Genomic DNA, 24316 nt, shown 5'->3' on the forward strand with positions numbered 1-24316 from the left:
TGAACCCATCATCATGCTCCTGCATCCTCGTCGGCGGGGACACCGCCCGGAAGATAGGGACCGAGAATTTCCTTCATGACCATCGGGCTCTGGCTGGCCTGGATCTGAACGACCGATTCAATGATCAGCTGCTTGGTATTGCGGAGCCGGTCGACCTTAAGGGCCAGCTTGTCGGCAATCGGCAATGCAATCAGGTTGGCCAGAACCGCACCATAGAATGTGGTCAGCATCGCAATCGCCATGGCCGGACCAATGGCATCGGGATCGGACAGGTTGGCAAGCATCTGCACCAGACCGACCAGTGTCCCGATCATCCCGAAGGCCGGGGCCGTGTCACCAATGCCACGGAACATCAATTCACCCAGCTCGTCATTCTGGATCGATTTTTCGACTTCGCTCGAGATCGAGCTTCGGATCACTTCGCCGCTATGGCCATCGACACACATGCGGATGCCGCGCGCCATGATCTCGTTTTCGACCTCGACATTCTCGAGACCAAGCAGGCCGTTCTTGCGTACCAGAGCGGCCAGCTCAATCGCCTTTTCGTAGATCGAAAGCGGGTCTTCCTTGGGGTTCTTGAAAGCGATCCCCACCCCGATCTTGAGCGACTTGACCACGTCGCGCATCGGGAATTTGATCAGGGTTGCCGCAGCGGTTCCGCCAAACACAACCATAATGGATGGCACATCAACAAATGAATCAAGGCTCCCGCCCATCAAGATGGCGCCAAAAATAACGCCAGCCCCGGCGATGATCCCAATGAGTGTCGCTATATCCATGTCGGTTTTTTGTATCCGGCGTTAAAACTTTTGGCTCGAAGCGTGTCTGAAAAAGGGTCTGACATCGCGCGATGGTGATTGAAATAATGAACTGTCATACGAGGCCCGCCAGCAAAATGATCTGGGCGGCACCGCACCGAATTGGAATTCAGGTTTGTTACACTCCACAAAATTGGGTTTCCATCACCTGTTTTCCAGAACCGGGTAACAACTTCCTGCATCCGCGCGCGTAATCACCCGAACAAAAAGAAGCACCCGATTGTAAAATTACGGCATCAGGTTAGGAGGCGCTATACCTTTGGCATTAAATGTTTGTTGCCAGAAATACGCATCGGGCTCAACCCAGTCGTAAGGATAATCGAACTTGATCTGGAGACGAAGGAGGATGTCCTTGATACGGTCAACACCGGCACCGGATCAGGGGTTAGACAGGCCGCAGATACACAAAGGGCCCATCCTTAAAGACAGGCCCGTTACGTATCCCCGATCATCCCAGTTCGAATGACGAAATGCCAAATGTCATATCAAGGTCAAGGGTTGGCGCAGGTCCCTTATACATGCGTGCGGTTTCGAACTCGGCAACCATCTGATGGGCATCGACCAGTTCACGGGCTGCCTGGTTGGGTTCGGGGATATCGAGATAGACCTTGTCACTCTGATCTTTGCGGCTTTGCAAAAGAGCGTCAAACAGGGTTCTGGCATCTTCAAGATTGGCGGCAAAAAGCGGCCCGACCTTGTGACCTTGTTTACAGGGACGAATGACTCCGTAACCGCGAAGGCCCATCGGGCCCTTAAGTGCAAGGGCGGTGTGATTTTCATTGCCCAGCCAGCCACGCAGAAATTCGATGCGGCTTTCGCCAAACAGATTGCAGGTCTGCTCAAAGGCATCAACAACCGCAATATCATCAATCTTCAGCGTGAAAATATCTTCCGGCAGGGCGGTTTCTGTGGCCGTGATGATACCTGCGTAACGGATATTGCGATGGGCAAGCTCAAAGCCCGACTTGCGGTAATTATCCTGTTGATCGACAACGCCATCCAGTCCGATGGTTTTCATCACACTGTTTTCCAGTGCCGTCTGCCACAGTTTGTAACCAAGTCCCGATCCGCGACGATCTTCGCGACAGATATAAAAACCGACAAAGCCGTAATCCGAACTGTATTGGACGGCCGAAATCACCGCAGCCATGCCCTGTTTGTCAAAGGCGGCCCAGAAACCGTCAGGATCGGTATTGAAAAATACCTCGGCGTCGGAAAGTCCGGGGTTCCAGCCTTCATTGGCAGCCCACTCAACAGCAAGCGGAAACTCAAAGGATTTCAGGCGGCGGATCTTGTCTGTCATGTCGATATCTTCAATCTTCCGGAATCAGATAGGTCGGTGAGCGCGGTCAGGATCCTGATCCTGTTCTGCACAATGTTGATTTCGATACACATCTAGCATGGTCGGGCAAAATTCCTGATAAATTTTATTGAGAATGCCTATCATTTTTATTATCAATAGCCATCGACAGTTCCCCACCATATCAACTTCCTCGAGGCCCATATGCCTTCGCCTATCCTGACTGCGACAACGCGCATTGCGCTGCCTGAATGCGCCGCCCTGATCCGGCAGACCGCAGATTATTACAAAAGTCATGATTGCGATGTGCAGGGTGATGACACCGCGACACGCATTTCGGTTTCAATCGGGCATATCGAATTGCGAAGCGACAAGGACGGGCTTGATATAGAAGTCGGTGCGACGACCGAAGTCGGCGTGGTGCAGATGAAGGCCGCGATCCTTTCCCTGCTTCAGGGGGCGGCACCGGGCACCAATATCGATTGTCGCTGGAAAGGTGCGGGGCAAGGCAATGGCAAGCTTCCGAACTTTCGTGAACTGACGGTGGGCAAGATCACGGATTTGTCCCCGCATATGCGCCGTCTGCGTTTGCATGGTGTTGATCTGGGCGCTTATGATCAGGATGGCATTCATGTGCGTCTGATGATCCCGCCACGCGGCAAAACCGATCCGAAATGGCCGACCCTTGCCGAAAACGGTCTGCCGGTCTGGCCAAGTGGCGAGGACACCGTGGAACAGCGCGTCTATACCATTCGCGGCATAGATGCGGATGCCGGCTGGATCGATGTCGATTTCGTCATGCATGGTGATAACGGCCCGGGGTCGTCCTTTGCCCTTCATGCATCCGAGGGCGATCTTGTCGCCATGACCGGACCGCTTGGTAATGAATTGCCTGACGCCGACTGGTTCCTGTTTGCCGGTGATGAAACAGCACTTCCGGCCATTGGTCGCTATCTGAATGAAATGCCGGAACATGTGACGGGGCACGCCCTGATCGAGGTCGGGAGCAAGGATGACATCATCCCGGTTGCCACCAGAAGCCGGATCAAAGTCACCTGGCTTTTGCGTGACAGTGTCGCGGAAATCACCCACAGCCTGATCCAGGATGCGATCCGCGCCATTCCTGTCCCCAAGGACAACTGCAAGGTCTATTGCTGGGCCGGGGTGGAGCAGGGGGACTACAGGCCGATCCATACTTACTGGCGCAAGGAACTTGGTCTGTCGCGCGATGACTGTGTCGCGATGACCTTCTGGCGTAGAACCGGGGCCTGATTGATCAATTGGGGCGTCTGGTTGCGACCGATGCATGAAGGCGGGGGGCAAACCGGGCAATGGCATCGTCGAGTTCAATCAGGATTTCACCCATACGCGGATCATTGGATTGTAGCGTTCCGGCTTCTGATTTTTCCCGAAGCTCGGTAATCGCCCGGATCAGTTCCAGACTGGTTGGCGTGGCCTGTGCTGCAATCGCCCTGGCCTGATTGCCTATCATCTGGCGTGTGTTCACAAATGCAGCGATTTCCTCCGCCTTATCCGGGTTTTGGTCACGGCCTTCGGGATCAAGCGCATGTTTAAGGGACAGCCCGGTCATATGCGATTTATCGGCAAACAGGGCTGATGTGATGATGCGAAAGCCGATAATGTCTCTGGCCAGTGCGGCGCGATTTTCCGGGGTTGCCAATTGGTCAAAGGCAAACAGATCGGCGTTGAGCTCGTCGTTGTGGCTTTTGACATCCTCATCCCCAAAATGATCAGGCTTGCAGTGGCGCACTTCATGATAGATCAGCCAGCGATATGTCAGTCCGGCGCTGGTTTCATAGGACAGATGCGGCCCGAACCAGCCACGCATTAATTGGGCAAAAATCTCATTGCCGCTTTCAGGGGTGATATTGGCCGGAACAAAAATCTGGCAGGACGCAATCGGTTTGCCATTCTTGCGCCCGGTTACGGTAAAGGGGGATCGTGGCAGGCTGGCAAAGGTGGCGTCCGGATCCCTGATATTGCCAAGGCCAAGCGTTTCATCCATGCGTGCCAGAAACGCCGCCCGATTGGCAAAGACAAACAGATCAATATCGCCAAACTGCAAAAGTTCCGTGGCGATGCTGTCCGTTGTGCTGTCGCTGACAGTTAAGCGTGCTTGTGCCTGTGCCTGCGCGGATACGGTGACCGCGCACGCCAAACTTGCCGTCATCAGGATTGTGATCAGGGAAAGATGAAATCTGTTCATGCCGTGATTATGGCTGCGATCACGCCCGGAGACGATAGTAAACCACGGGCAAGGCCATTTGGTATGGGTAGCCCGGATGATCCGGATCGAGATCAGGCCTCGGCGCGTTGACCGGTGCGTTTGCGCTCTGGCCCGAACAGGCAGGTCAGGATCAGGATGATCCCTGAAATGGTGGCAATCATGCCCGCGGCACTGACTGCAAAGGGGGACCCGAACCAGCCCGGGCCGTATCCGGCAAAGACATATCCCAGAATGGCCGAAATGGTAGCAAAGATGACCGACCAGCCCACCTGACGGCCAAGCTGATTGGTCATCAGACGCGCACTGGCTGGCGGGCAGACAAACATCGCAATCACAATGATCGATCCGACCGCATCAAAGGCCGCCACGGCGGCAATCGCGGTGGCCACAACCAGTGCAAAGCTTAAAAGTCTGGTGCGAATGCCGATTGCCTCGGCAAAGGCCGCATCAAAGGTCGAGATTTTAAGCTCTTTCCAGAACAGCAGAATGAACAGCCCGATCCCGACCAGAACGATGGCAAGGCGTGGCAATTGCGGCGGCAAAGTCGAAAGGGCAACAGGATCAAGAAGCGATCCCCAGCCTTCGGCATCAAACCAGATCAGGCTTTCGAGATTGCCCAGAAGTGCGTGCTGCACATCGATATGTACCGAACTGGTATCGGTGATTTCCAGAAACAGAACACCAGCGGCAAACAGGGTGGTAAAGACCAGCCCCATCGCTGCCCCCGGCTCGACCCGGCCAAGACGTTTGACGATCTCGATCATCACGACCGCAACAATCGCGGCAACACCAGCTCCCATCATCATCGGAACGGCGGTGATTGTTCCGGTTATCAGAAAGGCCCCGACAATACCGGGCAAAACCACATGGCTGATGGCATCGCCAATCAGGGCCTGACGGCGCAGCAACAGGAAATTGCCCGGAAGCGCGCAGGCTACAGCGGCCAGAATGCCGATGACAATCGGGGTCAGGCTCAGCTGAACGAATTCCGCGCCAAGGGCCGTGATCAGATCATCAATCATGCCCTAGCTCCTTGCTGGGCTGCGATCATGCGATCAATCTCGGCGATCTGGTCGGGTGTCATCATCTGTTCAATCGGCGTCAGGCCGTCATAGCGTTCAATGGCGGAATCATCGGGCAGCATGCGGCGTGCAATTGCCCAGCGCGCTTCGTCACGGGCGGCCTTCTGGGCAGCAATCCGGCCGCGTGCGGTGGCAACGCCGTCACGACGGATCATGCCCGACCGGCGCAGGATGCGAAGGGTTAGCCCGTCATAGATCGGCTCGCGACGGGCAAGCGACAGCAATCCCTGGCGGCGATGGACCCGGCGCTGAAAGCGTTGATGACGAAGGGCGGATGCAAGCCCGCCGCGCAAGGGTGAAAACAGCGCTGAAAACAGGAAGAAACCAAACGCAATCAGAACAATGATCGGCCCGGTCGGAAGCGATGCCTCTGCCGCCGACAGAACAGCACCGATATATCCCGAAAGTCCGCCAACGATTGCCGCAATCCCGATCATCAGCCCGACCTGATTGGTCCAGAACCGCGCGGTTACCGGCGGAATGATCAGAAGCGCAACAATCAGGATAAGACCGACAATCTTAAGCCCGATCACGGTCACAATCAGGGCAAGCCCCATCATCGCCAGATCAATGTTGCGCACATTAACGCCCGTGGTCGCGGCATATTCCGGATCAAACGCCACAAGCGTCATCGGACGGCGTAACAGGAATACAAAACCCGCGGCCAGCGCACCGGCAACGGCAATGGTTGTTGCCTCGGAAATCAGCATCCCGGCGGTTGAGCCAAGAAGGAAGTTTTCAAGCCCGGCCTGACGGCCCGATGACATGGTCTGGATTACTGTCAAAAGGACAATGCCAAATCCGAAAAACACCGAAAGCACCGCGCCAATGGCTGCATCCTCGGTCAGGCGGGTTTTGCGGGTGATCCATTCGACCATCAAAAGCCCGATGGCGGATGAAATGGCGGATCCGATGATGAGCCCCGGAAGCCACCTGCCATCACTGCCGAACGCCACCATGATCATGAAGGCAATCCCGACCCCGGGAAGGGTGGCATGGCTGATGGCATCGGAAACAAGGGCGCGTTTGCGCAGAAAGATAAATGCCCCGGCACTGCCGGCAGACAGGCCAAGCAACCCGGCACCGATGGCGACAAGGGCGCTGTTATATCCGGCCTGAAGGAACAGGGCGCTTATGAAATAATCCAGAAAACTCATGTCGGGGTCCCGGGGATCTGTCTGGCGTCTCGGTTTTTCGTGGCGTGTCTCAGGCCAGATGCAATTCGTCGATATGGGTGGCGGCCAGACGTCCGCCATAGGTTTCCTGAAGGTTTTCGGCCGTAAAGGTGGTTTCGACCGGACCTTCGGCAATGCGTCGGACATTGATCAGAAGCACGCGGTCAAAATATTCAGGCACGGTCGAAAGATCGTGATGCACGCAGACAACGGTGCGCCCTTCGGTCTTTAATTCCTTAAGTACGGAAACAATCGCGCGTTCGGTGGCGGCATCGACCCCGGCAAAAGGTTCATCAAGCAGATAAAACTCGGCATTTTGTGCCAGGGCGCGCGCAAGAAACACGCGCTGCTGCTGACCGCCGGAAAGCTGGCCGATCTGGCGGTCAGCGAAATCTGCCATACCAACGCGTTCCAGGCATTCCATCGCCTGTTCGCGGTGGCGCGATTGCCACAAACGAAACAGCCCGACCGATCCGTAAAGCCCCATCAGGACAACATCAATGACGCGGGCAGGGAAATCCCAGTCAACGCTGGCGCGCTGGGGTACATAGGCCACCCGGTCGCGGGCCTCGGCAAACAGTTTGCCAAATATCCGGACTTCACCAGACAGGCGCGGCACAACACCAAGCGCACCTTTAAGGAATGTGGATTTGCCCGCACCGTTCGGACCGATGATCGCGGTCATGGATCCGGCCGGGATCGAGGCATCCACCGAAAAAACCGCCGGCTTGTTGCCATAGGAAACCGTCAGCCCGCGCACGGTAAGCGGTGCATCCTTGGGCGCGACATCAAGTATCTTGCCGGACTCTGCAACCAGTTTTGCATTGCTCATGGGGGCTTCCTTGTTTCCGTGTGCGTGCGTGGTTTCGGGGACGCTAGAATATCATTGTCTCACGATGCTGCGGCCAGCTTGCCCTGAAAACCGCCTTCAGGGGCATTACCACCAAGGGCGCGGGTGATCAGGGTGACGTTGTGATCAATCATGCCGATATAGGTACCCTCATACGTACCGGGTTCACCCATTGCATCGGAAAATAACGTGCCGCCAATCCCGACCTTCTGGTCGCGGGCTTCGGCCCCTTCGATCAGGGCACGCACATTGCGTTCCGGGACCGAGCTTTCGACAAATACGGCGGAAATCTTGCGATCGACAATGGTGTTGACCAGTTCCTCGACCCGGCGAAGGCCTGCTTCGGATTCTGTTGAGATGCCCTGAATACCCAGAACTTCGAAATCATAGCCGCGCCCGAAATAGCTGAATGCATCATGCGCGGTCAGAAGAACCCGACTTTTTTCCGGCACGGTGACGGTCACGGTCTTCATGTAATCGATCAGCTTTTCGATATCGGCAACATGCTTGTCCGCATTGGCGCGATAGGTGGCTTCGCCTTCCGGATCGGTCTTGATCAGGGCATCGCGCACAGCATACACAACGGTTTCCCACAATTGCGGATCCATCCAGACATGCGGGTCATAGCGCCCCTCATATTCGGCATGGCTCAGACGTTTTGATTTGTCGACGGCTTCGCCAACCGCGACGACATTGCGGCGCTTTTCCAGATCAAGGAAGAATTCTTCAAGCTGCGCTTCAAGATACAGTCCGTGCCACAGAACCAGATCGGCACGCGCCATGGCGGCAATATCGCTTCGGGTCTGGCGATAGGAATGCGGATCGACACCGGGACCCATCAGCGCCTTGACCTCGGCGCGATCGCCAGCGACCTGGCGGGCGGCATCGGCAATCATCGAGGTGGTGGCAACCACATTGATCGGTTTGGCTTTCGCATGACCAAGGGTGCTCAGCGCTCCGAAAACAAGGAGGCCTGCGGTCAGGAACAGGGTGCGGGCGGGTCGGAAAAGGCTCATTGACGGTCCTGAAAGCAAATTGAAATCACTCCAGCAAATATCCACTATTTATGTGCGGACTTTTAAAGTTAGTCAAGGCTAAATTGATTTTTGCAATCTTAGTTGTTATGAAGGGTTTCGGGACAGATTTTGGAGAGATCAATGGGCGACGATACGGCGGTTAACCCGCGTCACAACAAGGCCGAAGTCTTTGCCCGTTTGCGTGATGCGCATGCCCGCGAAGTGACCGAGGATTATGTTGAAATGATCGGTGACCTGATCGCCGAGGAAGGCGAGGCCCGCTCTGTCGCCCTTGCCGAACGCTTTGGCGTGACGGCGGCCACGGTCAATAACACCATCAAGCGCCTGGAGCGCGACGGCTTTGTCACGTCCCGTCCGTACCGGTCAATTTTCCTGACAGAAAAAGGCGAAACCCTCGCCAAAAAATGTCGCGAACGCCACCGGATCGTCTATAACTTCCTCGTCTCGATTGGCATCGACCCCGAAATCGCGGAATTCGACGCCGAAGGGATCGAGCACCATGTCAGCGAAGAGACGTTGAGGGTGTTTGCAAGTTTTGATTGAGACAGGCTGCTGCTATGCTTCATTCAGGATGTGGGGCGTTCCCGATGTAAGGCATAGCTCTGATCTGCAGCGATGGCGCAATATTCAACGCGTTATCGTGCAATTTCTCGAAAGGCAATAATTGCGAGCAGATTTCCGGCTTGTTCCGGAAAGTTGTTTTAGGCGTAAGGCGATTGTTACGTTTGTGACTTCATTGTGAAACTTTCGGTGGAGCTGAGTATAGAGCTGAAAGACCAATAACGCTCGTGGTTACAAGATTTCAGATTGCCTATTGCAAGAGCGGTATGCTTGTCCTAAGAAGCTGAAACAAATTTGTGTAGCTATTTATATACGTACAACGGCTAGTGTGTCGAATACAGTTGGGGGCTCGATTTAATGTCAGAGGAAATGCGATTTGGTTTCGGCAAAAACTGGGCTGAATTTGTCGAGCGTCGTTTCAGTGAAGAAGTTATTGCCGAGGCAAAGGCACATTTAGCCGAAACGTTGAGGGTTGAAAACCTTAAGGGCCAAACATTCTTGGATATTGGTTGTGGGTCGGGGATTCATTCCTTGGCAGCGCTTCAGTTGGGTGCTGAAAAGGTCTTGTCTTTCGACTACGATTTAGACTCAGTAACTACCACTAAAAAAATTCGGGAAATGTCGGGCAGTCCTTCTAACTGGGAAGTTATGCAAGGGTCAGTGCTTGATCAAAGTTTGATGAAATCTCTGCCGAAGTTTGATGTAGTCTATTCTTGGGGGGTTTTGCATCATACTGGCGACATGTGGAGTGCTGTGAAGAATGCCGGTATACCTCTGAAAGAGGGGGGCGTGTTCTATATTGCGCTCTATTCTTCTGATAATTACGTGAGCCCTCCACCTTCGTACTGGATGAAGGTCAAGTATAATTACAACAAGGCTGGGGCACTTGGGAAAAGATTGGCTGAATGGCGCTACATGCTTCGGTTCCATTTTATTCCTGAGTTGCTCGCGGGGCGCAATCCGATCAAGGTGATCCGTGATTATGGGTTGCGAGGTATGACTTATTGGACGGACGTAAAGGATTGGCTCGGTGGTTGGCCGATGGACTTTGCAAGCCTCTCTGAGACGCAGGACTTTTGTAAAAAAGAGTTTGATCTGCAGCTTTGCAACGTAATTACAGGCGAGGGCTGTACCGAATACGTCTTTGCAAACCCAGAATTGAATGCTCACTGGAAGGATATCCTGTCCAATCGTGTTCAAATTCCGCTTAAGGGCGATATTAAACACAGCACAGGCAAGCGTTGGGTGGTTTCCATGCCTGAGCTCGCGGACAAAGGTGATGGTGACGAAAACCCTCGCCGATCAAAGCTTATGCTGTACGAAGACGGCGTTATGCTTGGTTTGGCGCACAGTCTGCATGATCATATCGCGGTCTACGGTGGTGGGAGATTCAGCCATTGGGGTGATCGCCTTTACTTTTCGACCTCCGATGGAACGGATCCTATCGAAAATGGGCGCAGTTATACATTCTGCGAGCATTTTTGAGTGGGGGTGGATATGGATAGGTCGGATTACCGGTCGCTATTTCAGCGGATTGTTTCTGCCTTTGAGGAAGAAGGCTATCCTCACAACATTATTGGTCAATGGACTCTCCCTGAGAATGATGTTGAGGATATGCTTGATGCTCTCTTGTCTAAGAGACCAAAGCGTCTCTTAGAGGTGGGGACATTCGTTGGCATGTCGACGATGCTTCTGGCATTGGCATCTGATGATGATGCCCACATCGTTTCTGTCGACCCGAACTATCCCATCAGTCGAGAAATGTTGTCGATGGGGTCCAGTATTGGTGAAGTCGCCCATGAGCGCCGCACTCAAGAAATTGCAAAGGCGGTCGCGCAACGTCTTGGTGTTGATGAAAAGATCACATTTGTTTCAGGTGGATTTGCCGTTGATTCCAGTTTCGCATCCAGAAGAACGGATGAAGCGTCGGATATCTCGGTAGTCGGTGCGGAAATATGCAAGAACTACGGGCCTTTCGATTTTGTTCTTGTTGATGGCTTGCATTATGCAGATGCCGTGGAGGAAGACCTGAATTTGGCGGCTTCCGCAATGGCACAATCTGGAATTATGTTGGCGCATGACTGTATTGGTATGTGGGGTACCAATGTTCGCACCGGTGTAAAAAGGTTCCTCTTGAAGAATCCCGAATGGGGCTTCACTCACAAACCGTATGCGGATGTTTATCGGTCGTTTGGGACATTATTCAGACGTGACCAGCCGCCAGTTAAAGTCAATATGAGAGCAGCCCCTCTCGTGCCTGCAACTGTGAAGCCATGGTTGTTTCCCTTGGTATCGAACGTCATTAACTTGTTGCAGCCAAATGGAACAACAGAGCTTTTCCTCGACCACAGTGTCCTGGGAGCGATAAAGTTCAAGAACCTTGAGTTTGAGGGGATAAAACTCGGCGTAGCGTCCCCGAACGATTTGAACGTCAATCTTCTGAATTTGACAAAGGGCAGTATTCTTGTGTCCGTCGGTGCACTCGATTGCATTGATGATGCAAAAGTTTGTGCTGTGTTTGAGGCTGTAAATCGAACCAACAGCAATATGTTGATGTTCTGTACATTCCCCGGTGAAAACGATATTGCCTGTACTCATAGTCGATCCCTGCCTAGGTGGATTGAGCTAGCCAATGAAGCAGGATTGGATATTCGAAATGCGGATACATTAAGTATCGCGCCTTCACGGTTTTCCTTTATACGAAGGGGGGCTAGCGAGCCTCAAAGTTCTGCTTTGTCTGCCCCACTGTTTTTGACGGCGGATCGCTCTAGGGAGATTGACCTGCTGTTTCCCATTATTGACAGATACAATGCTGAACGTGTTGAGGAACAATGGTTGCTCGATGTGCACTACGCAGCGGCGTTTGATAAGCTATTATCAGAGCACGAAGGGGCTGCGAGTGAGATCGAAAGGCTAAAAGGGGAGCGTGATGAGTTGCTATGCGCAATTTCTCAATCAGCAATAGCAAGGGTTTTGTTACGCCGTAAGCTCCCAAATTTGAGTGTTTGAAAAATGAAGTGGCTAATAGAAAGTGCGATAAAACGTGCTAGGAAGGTGGGAGTAAGTTCACCAGGCCTGCTTTTGGGGAGTGTTGTTGCTGCTGAAGAGATTGAGAAGCTGATAAGCGATGCTCGAATCAACGCTTTGATTGTTCGCTCAAAGCAACTCGGTGTTGGTGGCAATAGTCACCAGGATCGTGTTGGGAGTTGGGATGGGCAAAGAGATTATGTCCTTCCTAGGCAATTGGAAGACTTATTTTACATCGGCAGTGCCGGGCGGATTAGAAAGAACCAACTGGCAGGAGCTTGGCACGCAGGAGTCAAGCGGTTCTATATTTGTATTGTGGGCATTTGGGTCTGCATTCCCGTAGAGAAACTGTACAGCTTGGCAAATATTGCCCGCAAAACCGAACGTAAATTAGCTTTCACAGTTGACTCTTTGCGTTTGCCGCTAGCGTACGTCGTTGAAAAAATCTATGCGATTGATCGTGCTCTAGGGTTGAGGTTCTTGAATCATAGCACACGAGTTCCAATTTTTATTTCCCAGAAAGATGCATTCCGAGTTCTTTTAGAAGACGCTCAGGGGGCTCAACAGTTTCCTCGCTCTGTTCCTAAGGTGGTTCTTGTTTGTGGCAGCTTGGGGCCGGGAGGAGCGGAGCGTCAGGTGGCCAATACCACAATTGGCCTTAAAAACACTAAGCTTGTTGACGCGACTCTTCTTGTTCATGAATTGCAATCTGGCCCCCATAAACTTGATTTCCATTTGCCCAGGTTACAAGGAGCCGGATGTGAGGTGCTAAAAGTCTCGCGAGAAATTGAAGACTTGGCAGATTCCAGGGTGCCGGCGGCTCTAATGCGATTGCGCAGGGCATTACCCAGAAGTCTTCTTGTAGACATCGCCAATTTGACCCTCCAATTCGAGCAAATGCGTCCTGATGTGGTTCACGCTTGGCTGGACTGGGATAATGTAAGGGCTGGTATTGCCGCCGTTTTGGCAGGTGTGCCAAAAATAATACTGTCTGGTCGAAATCTTGCACCGTACCATTTTGAGCTTCACCAGTCATATATGCTTCCTGCGTATCGTGCTTTAGTTAAACACCCGAGTGTACAGCTAAGTAACAATAGTAGAGCTGGCGCTAATAGCTATGCAGATTGGATACGCGTGAAGCGTTCTGATGTAGGTGTAATATATAACGGTCTGAGTTTCAGTTCTAACTCAAGGCTAAGTGGTTCCGATCGCTCTCAGAAACGGAGCGAATTTGGTTTTGGTTCGGAACATGTGGTTGTGGGGGGGGTGTTTCGTTTCGCCGAAGAGAAACGTCCGATCTTATGGCTCGAAACTGCAGCGCTTATAGCCAAGAAGATTCCGGAAGCTCGCTTTCTAATTTATGGGCAAGGAAGCATGGAAGCTTCAATGAAAGCCAAAATTAAGGAGCTTAGGCTTGACAAAGTTACGATTCTAGCAGGCGTCACTTCTAACCCTTTGGAAGTCATGTCTATGATGGAGGTGTTTTTACTGACATCTCATGGCGAAGGCTTGCCGAATGTTTTGATAGAGGCCCAGAGTGTCGGTACCGCAGTAGTTTCGACTAACGCAGGTGGTGCTCCCGAGGCAGTTTGCCAAGGAATTTCGGGTTGGATAGTTAATGATGATTTGCCAGAGAGTATTTCTCAATCAGTGATTAAATTGCTTGAGAACAAAGAATTGACTGAAACAGCCCTTGCAGAAGGGCCTCGCTTTGTAGCTGAAAAGTTCGCTGTTGATCGGATGGTTTTCGAAACATTGAAAGCATATGGGGTTGATGTGCCCGACGATAGTGAACCAAATGAATTTGGAGAAGAATGATGCGAGTTTTAGGGCTATCCTTCGGCTTTCATGACTCTGCAGCGGCTCTGGTGAGTGATGGGATTCCGTTGGCAGCAGCACAGGAAGAGCGTTTTAGCCGCAAAAAGAATGACGATGCATTCCCTGTCGAAGCTGTACAGCATTGCTTGGCGGTATCAGGTCTTGGAATTGAAGACTTGGATGCGGTTGTCTATCATGAGCAGCCAATGGTTAAGTTCAATCGTATTGTTGAGAACTGGCTTCGTGGATATCCTGCTTCTAGTAAACAATTTGATCAGACGGTCGCTAGATGGCTTAAAGATAGGCGCTTCGATGTTCCTGAGTTAATTTCAGAGACGCTTGGAATAGATATCAACAAAGTCTTTCTTTCGTCACACCACCTGTCGCATGCTGCATCAGCGTATTTTGCATCTCCGTTCGAAGAAGCAGCGGTTCTAACAATTGATGGTGTAGGTGAAGTTGAAACGACCTCTGTGAGTATTGGTAAGTCTTCTGACATTCGACAGCTAAAAGCAGCAGAATTACCTCATTCGTTGGGTTTGTTTTATAGTGCATTCACTTCATTTCTTGGATTTAAGGTTAATGAAGGTGAGTATAAAGTTATGGGTATGTCGGCCTTTGGGAAGCCCCTATACAAGGACGAGCTCCTAGGCCTTTTCAATACCAACACGGATAGTTTGTTTGAATTAGATCAGACACTCTTTTCATTCAACAAGATGTTTAGTCTGCCCTACACGCAAGCAATGATAGACCGTTTTGGACCTCCTCGAGAATATGGGAGCTCTTTCGCTACCGTAAGAGAACACTTACCAGAAGGGTTGTCGGCGGAGCAGGAAGAAAGTCTGTTAGCTGCTTCTAAGCATTACGCCAACATTGCCGCAAGTGTGCAGGCTTGCACCGAAGAGCTAATTATCAAACTTGTTCGTAAAGCTACCGATCTGACCGGGCTCAAAAATGTGGTCATGGCTGGCGGGGTCGCTTTGAATTCGTTGGCTAATGGACGCCTTTTGCGCGAAGAAGGTGTGAAGTTATTCGTGCAGCCGGCGGCCGGTGATTCTGGATGTGCTCTGGGGGCAGCTTTAAACCATTCTCATCAGAATAAAGGCGGGATGATTCCCCGGTGGCATCAGACAAAGTCTGCTTTTGGACGAGCCTTCGACCAAAAGGATGCCCTGAAGGCAGCGAAAAGATCAGGTTTCGCCATTGTTGATGTACTGGAGAGCCGGGATGAATACCTGAAAAAGGTTGCGGCTCTCCTTTCAGAAGGAAGCGTCATTGGATGGTTAGATGGTGCGTCTGAGTGGGGGCCCAGAGCATTAGGTCATCGTAGTATTCTCGCTGATCCAAGAAACGCGGCTACACAAGCTATTGTGAACGAAAAAATCAAGTATAGAGAACCCTTCAGGCCGTTCGCTCCAGCAGTTCCCGTTGAACAAGCAGAACAATTCTTTGATTTTGGTGAGGATTTGGACGGATGGCGTGGTCAACCATGGGTTCCCGAAGTGTTCATGCTTGCTGTTCATCCTGTGAAAACAGCGGCAAAAAGCATCATTCCTGCTGTGACACATGCCGATGGTACCGCACGCGTGCAACTCGTCCATGCAGATGAATCTCCAACATTCTATGGCTTGATTAAGGCGTTTGGAGATATCACCGGCGTTCCTGTTTTACTCAACACATCGTTTAATTTGAACGGTGAGCCCATCGTCGATACCCCAGAAGATGCTCTGAGAACGTTTTCTCTGAGCGGGTTGGATTATCTTTGTATGGAAGGTGTAATTGTATCGAAGACTTTGGCGCAGGGTCTGTAACGTGGAGTATATTTCACTCGTTCTGCCGAGACGAAAGCCGCCTGAGTGGCAAATTACCCAGCGTTGTCGTGGCCTGAAGTTGCGGTTTGGTTCTGAAGCCCGGGTTCAACTTGTTGCCATGAAAGATAGCGTTCTTCCAGATCGGTTAGAAGGCGATCAGTGCGAACTTGTTCGATACAGAGGTAATCTCTCTGCGCATGTCGTGATATTTGAAGAAGCTAGTGATATGGCAGCTGAGGTTGGTGCAACGCATCGAGTTTCTTCTATCGGTCGTGTCGTTCCTGTCGTGGGTACCACGCTGACACCAGCCGAGTTGCCAGAATTGAAGCGGCATATCTTTTCTGAGCTTGCCCCATCAGGTTGGGGGGATGTTGATTACTATTGTTTTCATTATTTTCCATACGGCTATTTGTTTCGACTGGTTGGGCTCGGTCCCACAGACGCATTCGGACACCGTATTTCTGATGACTTCAAAAAGTATACAAAGAGGGTTCGCGGCGAAAAGCGTTTGATTGTCTGTCTGGGGGGGTCTGCCGTTTGGGGTACAGCAACCTTATTTGACGATTGCTTTCCCTCACAACTTGAAAAGATATTGAACGAGCGGCTGGAGGTTGAGCACGAAGAGTGTATCGTTCTAAACTTTGGCATTCCAGGTGCAGTAATGCTGAATGTTATTCAGCGCTATATGATGTTTGTGGCTGATTTGGAGCCAGATGTCGTTGTTTTGCATGACGGGACGAATGATCTATTTTACGGGGCCACAAGTGACGTCTGGTTAACGTCAGAACATTCTATTGTTTATCAGCAGAACTTTGAGCATTGGGCAAAATTCCTTCACGGGCAGAGTACTGATCAGCAAAATGTCCACGCGGGTGGGCCTACTAGCGACGTGAAAGACGTCGTGCCAGTTGATATTTTGCGGGCGTGGCTGAGACGAAAGCGAGAATGCATCAAAATGTGTAAAGCATTTGGTGCACGGGTTGTAAGTGGTCTGCAACCTCTTGCAACAAGTAAGCTTGCTCTTTCTTCTCTGGAAAAAGATCGCATAGATCGACGTTATGGTACGCCTAATATCTATCAAACTGAATTCGAGAATATCTATGGGCTATATGAGCTGTTCAGCCGTGAAAGGCCAACATTAGGTGATGATGAAAGCATCAACTTCCACAAAGAGTTTGGAAAGTTTGGTGCCGATCATACTTTGTTTAATGATTTGGTGCATCTGGACGCGGACGGTGAACAGCTAATTGCAGAGCTATACGCGGACAAAATTTTAATCCTTTTGGGTGTAGGAGGCTCTGATGAGTAATGATAAACCTGACATTGACAATCTACGGAAGAAACTTTCCGAGCAGGCGGTCGCAGCAGATTTGCCCTACGCTTCCTTCTACTTCGAGCAATGTGCGGAGCATTTCGAGCAGGCATATCAAGCGTCTCTCGATAAGATAGAAGACCGTTCAGCGTTCATTTATGCAATGCAATAATGTTTTGAGATGATCATAAAAAAAATCCCTGAGAACATAGCGGTCAGCGCGCGTGATGTGACCAAATCATTTCGTTCCTATCATCGGCAAGTTGATCGTTTACGGGAGTGGATTACGCGAAGAGACTATGGCGTCAATCGTTATTCCGTCAGGGATATCTCTTTTGAAATAGCCAAAGGTGAGGTTGTCGGCATCATTGGTAAAAATGGTGCTGGTAAATCTACTTTGCTCAAAATGATTGCTGGTGTACTTCAACCTACATCCGGTTCCATCGCAGTAAAAGGTAATGTAGCGGCAATACTAGAGTTGGGGACAGGTTTCCATCCTGATATTTCCGGACGTGAAAACGTTATTATGGGCGGGCTATGTTTAGGCATGAGCCGCAAACATATTGAAAAGGAAATGCAAAGGATCATTGATTTTTCTGAGCTCGAAGATGTGATTGATGAGCCTTTCGGAACCTATTCTAGCGGGATGCAGGCACGACTGACGTTTGCAACAGCCGTTACTGTCAATCCTGATGTTCTTATTATTGATGAGGCGCTTTCTGTTGGGGATAACCGGTTCCAACTTAAGTCATTCAATCGTATTCGGCAGTTTCGGGATGAAGGGAAAACAATCCTTCTCGTTACCCACAGTATGGACTCAGTGACTTCATTTTGTGATCGCGCAATTCTCATCGACAAAGGGAAGATGCTAGCGGATGGGGATCCTGCTTGGGTTACCTCACTATATCACAATCTTCAGTTTGGGACTGTCGAAGAAAAGAGCTTCGATAGAAAAAAAGAAAATAACGCCAAAAATGAAGAAAAACTCGGCGAAAAAGTCGAATTAATCTCGGTAACTGATGCGAACTCTCACAGCCCTTGCGACGAGACTTTTGAACTGGCAACTCCGGAAATTTTCCCGTTTGCGCATTCAGACTCGGATTTGATTGAGGATCAGGCTCGCAAAGGATATCGATACGGCGATCAACGAGCTACTATTTCGGGAATCGCCTTAGTCGACAGTAGTGCCTTATCTGCTAGAAGAGATGTAGTTGTTGGTGACCATGTGCAATGCGTTATTGATGTTACGACAAACGTTGATGCCCCGAAGCTTTTTGTCGGGGTTCTTATCCGCGATCCTAAAGGAGAAATTGCATTTGGAACGGATACTAGTCTTGGTCAGCCACATAACGCAGCTGTGCTTGAAAACGTCAAGGCTGGTCAGTCCTTTCGGGTCGTAACAGGCATAAAGGTCTGGCTGGCTCCGGGCACATATTTCCTTGGAGGGGCGTTGACAGTCGAAGAAGGGAAGCAATCGGACATGTGGTTCGATAGTTTCGAGTTCAGAGTTCTTGGACCATCTATTCAGCACACGAACTCTCGCGCGTTCTTGCAGCCAGATGTAACAGTGCTGCCAGTTGCAGGTAAATACTCCCTACCGGAAGGTAAGTCATAATGATCGATATAATCAGTTCAGTATGGCGCAAAAGAGAGCTCGTTCTGGAAATGAGTCGCCGCGAATTGTTTGGTGGGCACGGAGGTCATCTGCTTGGCGGAGTCTGGGTGTTCGTCAATCCGCTGCTCATGGTCTTAAGCTACTATATCGTCTTTCATTTCATATTCCCTTCTCGACTACCGAAGGGAGGATCTTCTGACGTGTTCCTGCTTGCAGGCCTAATTCAGTGGATTGTTTTATCTGATATGATCGTACGATCATGTACAGTTCTGCGAGGCCACATGAACCTAGTTCGGCAGATAAACTTTCCTCTTGAAACACTGTTTGCCAAGACGGTTGTGATTGGCCTTTTTATTCAGATCGTTATGACTTTGGGGTTGCTGTTGCTTATCGGCTTGCTTGGAGCCGGTCTTGATGTCGAAACTGGCTTGTTGTGGTTGCTAGCAATGTGCGTGCAGTCGGTATTTATGATGGGTACCGCGCTGATTTTGGGTGCTGCCACACCATTTTTGCCAGACTTGAACGAAGTAGTTGGGGTTTTTGCGAGGCTGGGCCTTTTCTTAACGCCAATTCTTTATCAAGCCGAGAGGTTTGGACCAAAAATCCAAACCGCCTTTTATCTAAATCCATTCAGTTGGTTTGCATGGATTCACCAAGATGCACTCAGCTCCGGGGCAATTGACCGCCCATGGGCATGGATCGGTGCTGCAACAATTGCTGTGCTTAGTTTGCTAATTGGCGCCAAGCTTTTTAAAGCTTTAAAGCATAGTTTTGCGGATGTCCTGTAGCTCTTTTATCGTGTAAAGCGACAAGGCAAGGACCGATTGCACTGCTGAGTTATTTAATATATCGAAAGTTTAGCTTCAAGGATTCTCACATGTCTCGCTGGCCTCTAAAACGACTCTTATCCAATGCCCGAGCTTTCACAGGTTCAGCTCCGCGGCCTAGTGGTGAAAACGTATCGGGAGAGGAAAAAACTGCTGAAAGAGACAACTCTCATACGGAAAGCATATGGGGTTCTTTCTTCCGGTTTTATTCGAGTGCTCTTGTTGAACTCGCAGGGCAGAATGCCCCATCACTGTCAAATTTGGCAGTACGCGGTGATGAACACAGCGCAGCGATCCGATCAATAGTGGAATGTGATAACAAAGCGGTCATCGCATCAAAAAAGCTGGAAGCGCAGTTGCTGCCGGAACTGACGGAATGTGCAGAAAAAGCTAAGCGACCATTGCACCTCCTTGGGAGCACTGACGTTGCAAAAATTGAAGAAAGTCTATGCGGTCAACGTATTTCTGCAATCTTGACCCAGTCAGCAGAAGAGCTTGAACAGGTGTTTCGTTCTTATGGCAAATATCTCGCCGATCAAGTGCTTTTGTATGTCGGGGGAGGTTCTCCTTTAGCAGAAGGCTCTATGTCTAGAGAACTTTTTGACGAAAGAGCCCTGCATTCTTGGGGGAGTTTAGGCTCTGGGGCGTGGCTTGGGCAATGGGGAGGTCAATTCCCCGCCTCGAAAGATGTCCTCTCTGTTGATATCAAAGCCTTGGTTGATAGACGAACGATTGCTAAAGAGCTCGATAGCTTGACGTCACTAGAGAAGTTGTTTGCTGTTGATTTGCCTGCTAGTTGGGAAGTTTACAGCGATGATTCAACTGGAGGCAGTTCTCCTGTTCTTGTCTTTGAGAACGGTGAACTGATTGGCCCAGCTCATAGCGATTATAAGACTATAGCTGAGCAAGGTGGTGGGGCTTACTGTCACCGAGCAAACCGATTGTGGTTTTCAGCTGCCTTTGTGGAAAATCCGTGTGATGTAGATACGGTATATGAAATTCGGTTAGGGTCGGAGAGCCTACAATTTACCGGACGCCATAATCCGCATTTCGAGCACAAGATGGTTGTTTGGGATGACGCTCTGACAAAAATTTATCAACCAGCTGTCTGGAGCAAGCAGTTTGATGGGCAATGGAAGTTGTTCCTGGAGGAAGCCCCAGGGTTTGTCAAACATACCGGCGTTGATACCTCAGACGAATACATTGATGACAGAATTCATGAGCTCACAGGGGTTTCTCATTTTCTGCACAAAGAAAAATGGGGACAACTATCCCATTCGATACTTTGCGCCAATGGTGCGTTGGAAAGAGCTGAGAGAAGAGGTGTCGGAGGGCGACTTTTTCTCGAACCGAAGTTCCCGATTGATTATTTCAAAGGGAAAAGGTGCCTGGACATTGGATGCGGTGCTGGGCGATGGACCAAAACGATGCTTTCTCTAGGAGGGAAAGTAAAATCATTGGATGCATCAGAAAGTGGTGTTAAATCAACTCGTCGTTTCAATGCCGATGTCGAGCAATGTAACTTGTTTGACCTAAAGTCAAAGCGTTCCGACCTGCACGGAAAGTTCGATTTTGTGCTTTGTTGGGGCGTGGTGATGTGCACGCACGATCCCCTAGTCGCATTTGAAAATGTGGCTTCTACTGTTAAGCCAGGTGGTGAACTGTACATTATGGTTTATGCACCAACTTATCATGCATCGGAATTCGTAGTCTCAAACCGCGAGCATTACCACCGAGAACTACGGTCACCAAGAGAGCGGACAGAGTTTTTAAAGGAACTCACAAAGGACGATAGTGACAACGCCATTAATTACTTGGATATGTTGAATACTGAGTACAACTGGACAATCGACGAGCATACTCTTGTGGGGTGGGCCGAAAGGTTCGGTTTTGAAACGCCAGTATTCTTGAACCGTAATGAGCCTCACAAAGGAGCTCATCACGTCCTTTATCGTCGAAAGCAATAATCCTAGAAGGCTGAAAACATGTGTGGAATAGCTGGTTTCTGGGATTTTAGGGCTGATATACCCGAAGGCAAGTTGCGCGACTTCTGTGGTCAAATGAGTGATGCGATCATTCATCGCGGCCCGGACGCCGGCGGTTGTTGGGTCGATGAACAAGCGGGGCTGGGGCTCGCGCACCGACGGTTGTCGATTATTGATCTTTCATCTGGCGCTCAGCAGCCGATGATTTCTAACGACAACAACTTGGTCATTGTTTTCAATGGGGAAATATACAACTACCTTGAGCTCAAGTCCGAACTTCAATCTCTGGGTGTGGTTTTCCGAACAACTTCAGACACAGAAGTCTTGCTCGAAGCTTGCGCAGCCTGGGGAGTGGAGGAAGCGTCAAGAAAGTGCAACGGCATGTTCGCATTTGCTCTGTGGGATAAAAGCCTCAGAAGATTGTGGCTTGTCAGAGATCACATGGGTATCAAACCTCTCTATTGGTCTGTGCAGAATGGTGTTTTGTTCTTTGCTTCTGAGTTGAAGGCAGTGCGGAGACATCCAGGTTTTGATGCTCGGCTCGATGAAGCTGCTGCTGCAAGCATGCTCAGGTTTGGGTATGTTTCGGGCGAGCATGCTATTTATCAAGATGTCAAGCGACTGACACCGGGAAGTATGCTTTGCATCTCAGCCTTTTCAGATCCTGAGATTCGACCTTTTTGGTCGTTTGATGATATGGCCAAGAAGGCAGTCAAATCGCGGACTTCCGTCAGTGATATCGACGCAGTAAATGGGCTGGAGGAGCTATTAAGGGACTCTGTTAGACGGCAGATGATTTCTGACGTTCCTCTCGGAGTACTTTTGTCAGGAGGTGTGGACTCATCCATCGTCGCGGCACTAGCGCAGGAAGCGAGCTCAAAGCCAGTTAAAAGTTTTGCAATTGGATTTGACGAGGCCGAGTACAATGAGGCGCACCACGCGGCAGAAGTCGCAAACCACTTAGGAACAGATCATACGGAATTGTATGTAAACCCGGAGCAAGCAATTCATCTACTTCCCCAAATGCCGGAACTGTATGATGAACCGTTCGGGGATAACTCACAGATTCCTACTTATCTTGTGAGCGCATTGACCCGGGAGCACGTGACGGTTGCCCTATCGGGAGACGGGGGGGATGAACTTTTCGGTGGTTATGGGCGTTATTTCTATGGACATGATTTACTTAGTAAGGCCACGAAAATACCGCCATTCCTTTGTGATGCGTTTGTTAGAATAAACAGATTCTTACCTTCCACTGCATTGGACAAATTGACTTGTCGGCTGCCATCCGGAACCAAAATTAATCATTTGGGCTCCAAGTTGAATAAAGCAGCCCTGTTTCTCGAGCAGAAGGACCCACTCAAGCTCTATAGGATGTTGATGAGCCATTGGGGGGACATGGAAGGATGCCGTGCTGGTGATATTGAAAGGCATGGTATTTGGTGGAATCGACAACTCATCAAAGCTATTCCGGATCCGATTGAACGTATGCAGTACATCGATACATTGTGCTACATGCAAGAGGACATCCTAACCAAAGTAGATCGAGCCAGTATGGCTGTTTCTTTGGAGAGCCGGGTTCCCTTACTGGATCATCGGGTCGTTTCTTATGCTTGGTCACTGGCGCCTCATCAAAAAGTGAGGGGAGATATTGGAAAGTGGGCTCTAAAGGAAGTTCTTTACCGTTTTGTCCCCCAAGAAATTGTTGATCGCCCAAAGATGGGGTTTGGTGTGCCAGTCGGGACTTGGCTGCGTGGGCCTCTTAGAGAATGGGCAGAGGACCTTTTGTCTGAGGATGGACTGAATGAAACCGGTCTGTTAGACACTGAGTTAGTTCTTCGCAGGTGGAGAGAGCACTTAGCAGGTGACCTGAACTGGCAGTATTCTCTGTGGCCGGTATTGATGTTTGAGGCTTGGAGAAGACATTGGTTATAGCGCCTGACAAGATCTAGCGTTCCTTTTATCTCTCATTGTTTCGAGTTTTGTGTTCAAACCGTTTTGGCTTGTAGGCCATATAACAGGTTAGGCTAAATAGAGTCGTGTACTTGACTGATCGAGTAGTATGAAAGGTCAATCCAAAAAGAGTGTTTTTGCTCAAGGTGTTTGAGAGGCTTTAACAAATATCGCTGCTTCAAATTGTCTGTTTTAAAGCAAAAATATGACTGGATCATACGTGGATGGTTGCTTGACGTTTTGATTTTGCTAGCTCAGTGAAGACAGCTTTTAACTGAAATGGACGCGTAAGTTTAAGATGAAATGGGTAGAAAAATGACAGCACCAGATATTGAACTTCCGTCAAACCGAAAGTTTGGCTTGTTCTTCTCTGTAGTTTTCCTGATTGCCGGGTACTATTTTTGGGGAAAAGAAACGCAATGGCTATCTTATATCTTTTTGTCGTTATCGCCCCTTTTTGTCGTGGTGTCGCTACTTAAACCGGATTTACTTGAGCCACTAAATAAGCTTTGGATGCGTTTCGGGTTACTTCTCGGGATGATTGTTAGCCCAATTGTTTTGGGGATAATGTTCTTTGGATTGATTTCGCCTATCGCCTTGTTAATGAGGTTGTTCGGTCGAGATGAACTCCGGCTGAAGCTAGTTGAGAAAAAATCTCATTGGATTGAGCGCAGTTCTGATTCTGCGAAAGCTGAGACTTTTAAGCATCAATTCTAATTTTAAGGGAGGGGGTTTTGGGATTTCTCTTGGAACTGTTGGCATTTCTTCGAGCCAAGAAGAAACTATGGTTGGCACCAATAATTGTTGTGATGCTGACGTTGGGTGGGCTTTTGATCCTCGCACAGGGATCTGTTGTCGCTCCGTTCATATACACGCTGTTCTGAGGGGAGTGAACTA

At 50.1% G+C, this 24316-nt stretch carries 21 protein-coding genes; 14 read left to right on the plus strand and 7 right to left on the minus strand.

Going from position 1 to position 24316, the window contains the following annotated elements; translation table 11 throughout:
* Positions 1 to 11: 11 nt before the first annotated feature.
* Positions 12 to 779: a motility protein A gene (locus WA318_RS04900; RefSeq protein ID WP_114097925.1), complete on the minus strand. Its 768-nt coding sequence runs from the start codon at positions 777 to 779 to the stop codon at positions 12 to 14.
* A gap of 487 nt (positions 780 to 1266) precedes the next feature.
* The gene (locus tag WA318_RS04905; RefSeq protein ID WP_114097926.1) at positions 1267 to 2121 is read right to left on the minus strand and encodes a GNAT family N-acetyltransferase; all 855 of its coding nucleotides are present in this window, start codon (positions 2119 to 2121) and stop codon (positions 1267 to 1269) included.
* Between the two features lie 201 nt (positions 2122 to 2322).
* Between WA318_RS04905 and WA318_RS04910 the strand changes: the two genes are divergently transcribed.
* Positions 2323 to 3390, plus strand: a complete 1068-nt coding sequence (locus tag WA318_RS04910) for a siderophore-interacting protein (protein WP_336080154.1) — start codon at positions 2323 to 2325, stop codon at positions 3388 to 3390.
* A 4-nt stretch (positions 3391 to 3394) separates the two neighbouring features.
* On the opposite strand, the gene WA318_RS04915 is transcribed toward WA318_RS04910, so the two are convergent.
* The 5 genes from WA318_RS04915 to WA318_RS04935 form a co-directional block, all read right to left on the minus strand.
* The gene (locus WA318_RS04915) at positions 3395 to 4345 is read right to left on the minus strand and encodes a hypothetical protein (protein ID WP_336080155.1); all 951 of its coding nucleotides are present in this window, start codon (positions 4343 to 4345) and stop codon (positions 3395 to 3397) included.
* Between the two features lie 92 nt (positions 4346 to 4437).
* Entirely contained in the window at positions 4438 to 5388 is a 951-nt protein-coding gene (locus WA318_RS04920; RefSeq protein WP_336080156.1) for a metal ABC transporter permease, read from the minus strand.
* Entirely contained in the window at positions 5385 to 6605 is a 1221-nt protein-coding gene (locus WA318_RS04925) for a metal ABC transporter permease (RefSeq protein WP_336080157.1), read from the minus strand. Before WA318_RS04925 ends, WA318_RS04920 begins: the two co-directional genes overlap by 4 nt.
* Positions 6606 to 6654: 49 nt before the next feature.
* Positions 6655 to 7455 (minus strand): metal ABC transporter ATP-binding protein, encoded by an 801-nt coding sequence (locus tag WA318_RS04930; RefSeq protein ID WP_114097931.1) that lies wholly within the window; start codon positions 7453 to 7455, stop codon positions 6655 to 6657.
* Between the two features lie 59 nt (positions 7456 to 7514).
* A complete protein-coding gene (locus WA318_RS04935; RefSeq protein ID WP_336080158.1) occupies positions 7515 to 8489 on the minus strand; it encodes a metal ABC transporter solute-binding protein, Zn/Mn family in 975 nt (324 codons plus the stop codon).
* A gap of 141 nt (positions 8490 to 8630) precedes the next feature.
* Here WA318_RS04935 and mntR point away from each other — a divergent pair, with 141 nt between their 5' ends.
* The 13 genes from mntR (at position 8631) to WA318_RS05000 (ending at position 24303) form a co-directional block, all read left to right on the plus strand.
* Positions 8631 to 9053: a manganese-binding transcriptional regulator MntR gene (mntR, locus tag WA318_RS04940; protein ID WP_336080159.1), complete on the plus strand. Its 423-nt coding sequence runs from the start codon at positions 8631 to 8633 to the stop codon at positions 9051 to 9053.
* 375 nt (positions 9054 to 9428) lie between these two features.
* Positions 9429 to 10556: a class I SAM-dependent methyltransferase gene (locus WA318_RS04945; RefSeq protein WP_336080160.1), complete on the plus strand. Its 1128-nt coding sequence runs from the start codon at positions 9429 to 9431 to the stop codon at positions 10554 to 10556.
* A 12-nt stretch (positions 10557 to 10568) separates the two neighbouring features.
* Entirely contained in the window at positions 10569 to 12080 is a 1512-nt protein-coding gene (locus WA318_RS04950) for an O-methyltransferase (RefSeq protein WP_336080161.1), read from the plus strand.
* Between the two features lie 3 nt (positions 12081 to 12083).
* A complete protein-coding gene (locus WA318_RS04955) occupies positions 12084 to 13916 on the plus strand; it encodes a glycosyltransferase (protein WP_336080162.1) in 1833 nt (610 codons plus the stop codon).
* Positions 13913 to 15727, plus strand: a complete 1815-nt coding sequence (locus tag WA318_RS04960; RefSeq protein WP_336080163.1) for a carbamoyltransferase family protein — start codon at positions 13913 to 13915, stop codon at positions 15725 to 15727. Before WA318_RS04955 ends, WA318_RS04960 begins: the two co-directional genes overlap by 4 nt.
* A 1-nt stretch (position 15728) precedes the next feature.
* Positions 15729 to 17036, plus strand: coding sequence for an SGNH/GDSL hydrolase family protein (locus tag WA318_RS04965; protein ID WP_336080164.1), 1308 nt, complete (start codon positions 15729 to 15731; stop codon positions 17034 to 17036).
* Entirely contained in the window at positions 17029 to 17211 is a 183-nt protein-coding gene (locus tag WA318_RS04970; RefSeq protein ID WP_336080165.1) for a hypothetical protein, read from the plus strand. The genes WA318_RS04965 and WA318_RS04970 overlap by 8 nt, the downstream gene beginning before the upstream one ends.
* A gap of 9 nt (positions 17212 to 17220) precedes the next feature.
* Positions 17221 to 18654, plus strand: coding sequence for an ABC transporter ATP-binding protein (locus tag WA318_RS04975; RefSeq protein ID WP_336080166.1), 1434 nt, complete (start codon positions 17221 to 17223; stop codon positions 18652 to 18654).
* Complete coding sequence (locus tag WA318_RS04980) at positions 18654 to 19442, plus strand: ABC transporter permease (protein WP_336080167.1); 789 nt, start codon at positions 18654 to 18656, stop codon at positions 19440 to 19442. Before WA318_RS04975 ends, WA318_RS04980 begins: the two co-directional genes overlap by 1 nt.
* Before the next feature lie 89 nt (positions 19443 to 19531).
* On the plus strand, positions 19532 to 21448 hold the full coding sequence (locus tag WA318_RS04985; RefSeq protein WP_336080168.1) for a class I SAM-dependent methyltransferase: 1917 nt from the start codon (positions 19532 to 19534) through the stop codon (positions 21446 to 21448).
* Positions 21449 to 21466: 18 nt separating this feature from the next.
* Positions 21467 to 23401, plus strand: a complete 1935-nt coding sequence (asnB, locus tag WA318_RS04990; RefSeq protein WP_336080169.1) for an asparagine synthase (glutamine-hydrolyzing) — start codon at positions 21467 to 21469, stop codon at positions 23399 to 23401.
* A 333-nt stretch (positions 23402 to 23734) separates the two neighbouring features.
* Positions 23735 to 24136: an SxtJ family membrane protein gene (locus WA318_RS04995; protein WP_336080170.1), complete on the plus strand. Its 402-nt coding sequence runs from the start codon at positions 23735 to 23737 to the stop codon at positions 24134 to 24136.
* Between the two features lie 29 nt (positions 24137 to 24165).
* Positions 24166 to 24303: a DUF5989 family protein gene (locus tag WA318_RS05000; RefSeq protein WP_336080171.1), complete on the plus strand. Its 138-nt coding sequence runs from the start codon at positions 24166 to 24168 to the stop codon at positions 24301 to 24303.
* The last annotated feature ends 13 nt before the right edge of the window (positions 24304 to 24316 follow it).

Source organism: Thalassospira sp. CH_XMU1448-2, assembly GCF_037027285.1.
Classification (GTDB): domain Bacteria; phylum Pseudomonadota; class Alphaproteobacteria; order Rhodospirillales; family Thalassospiraceae; genus Thalassospira; species Thalassospira profundimaris_C.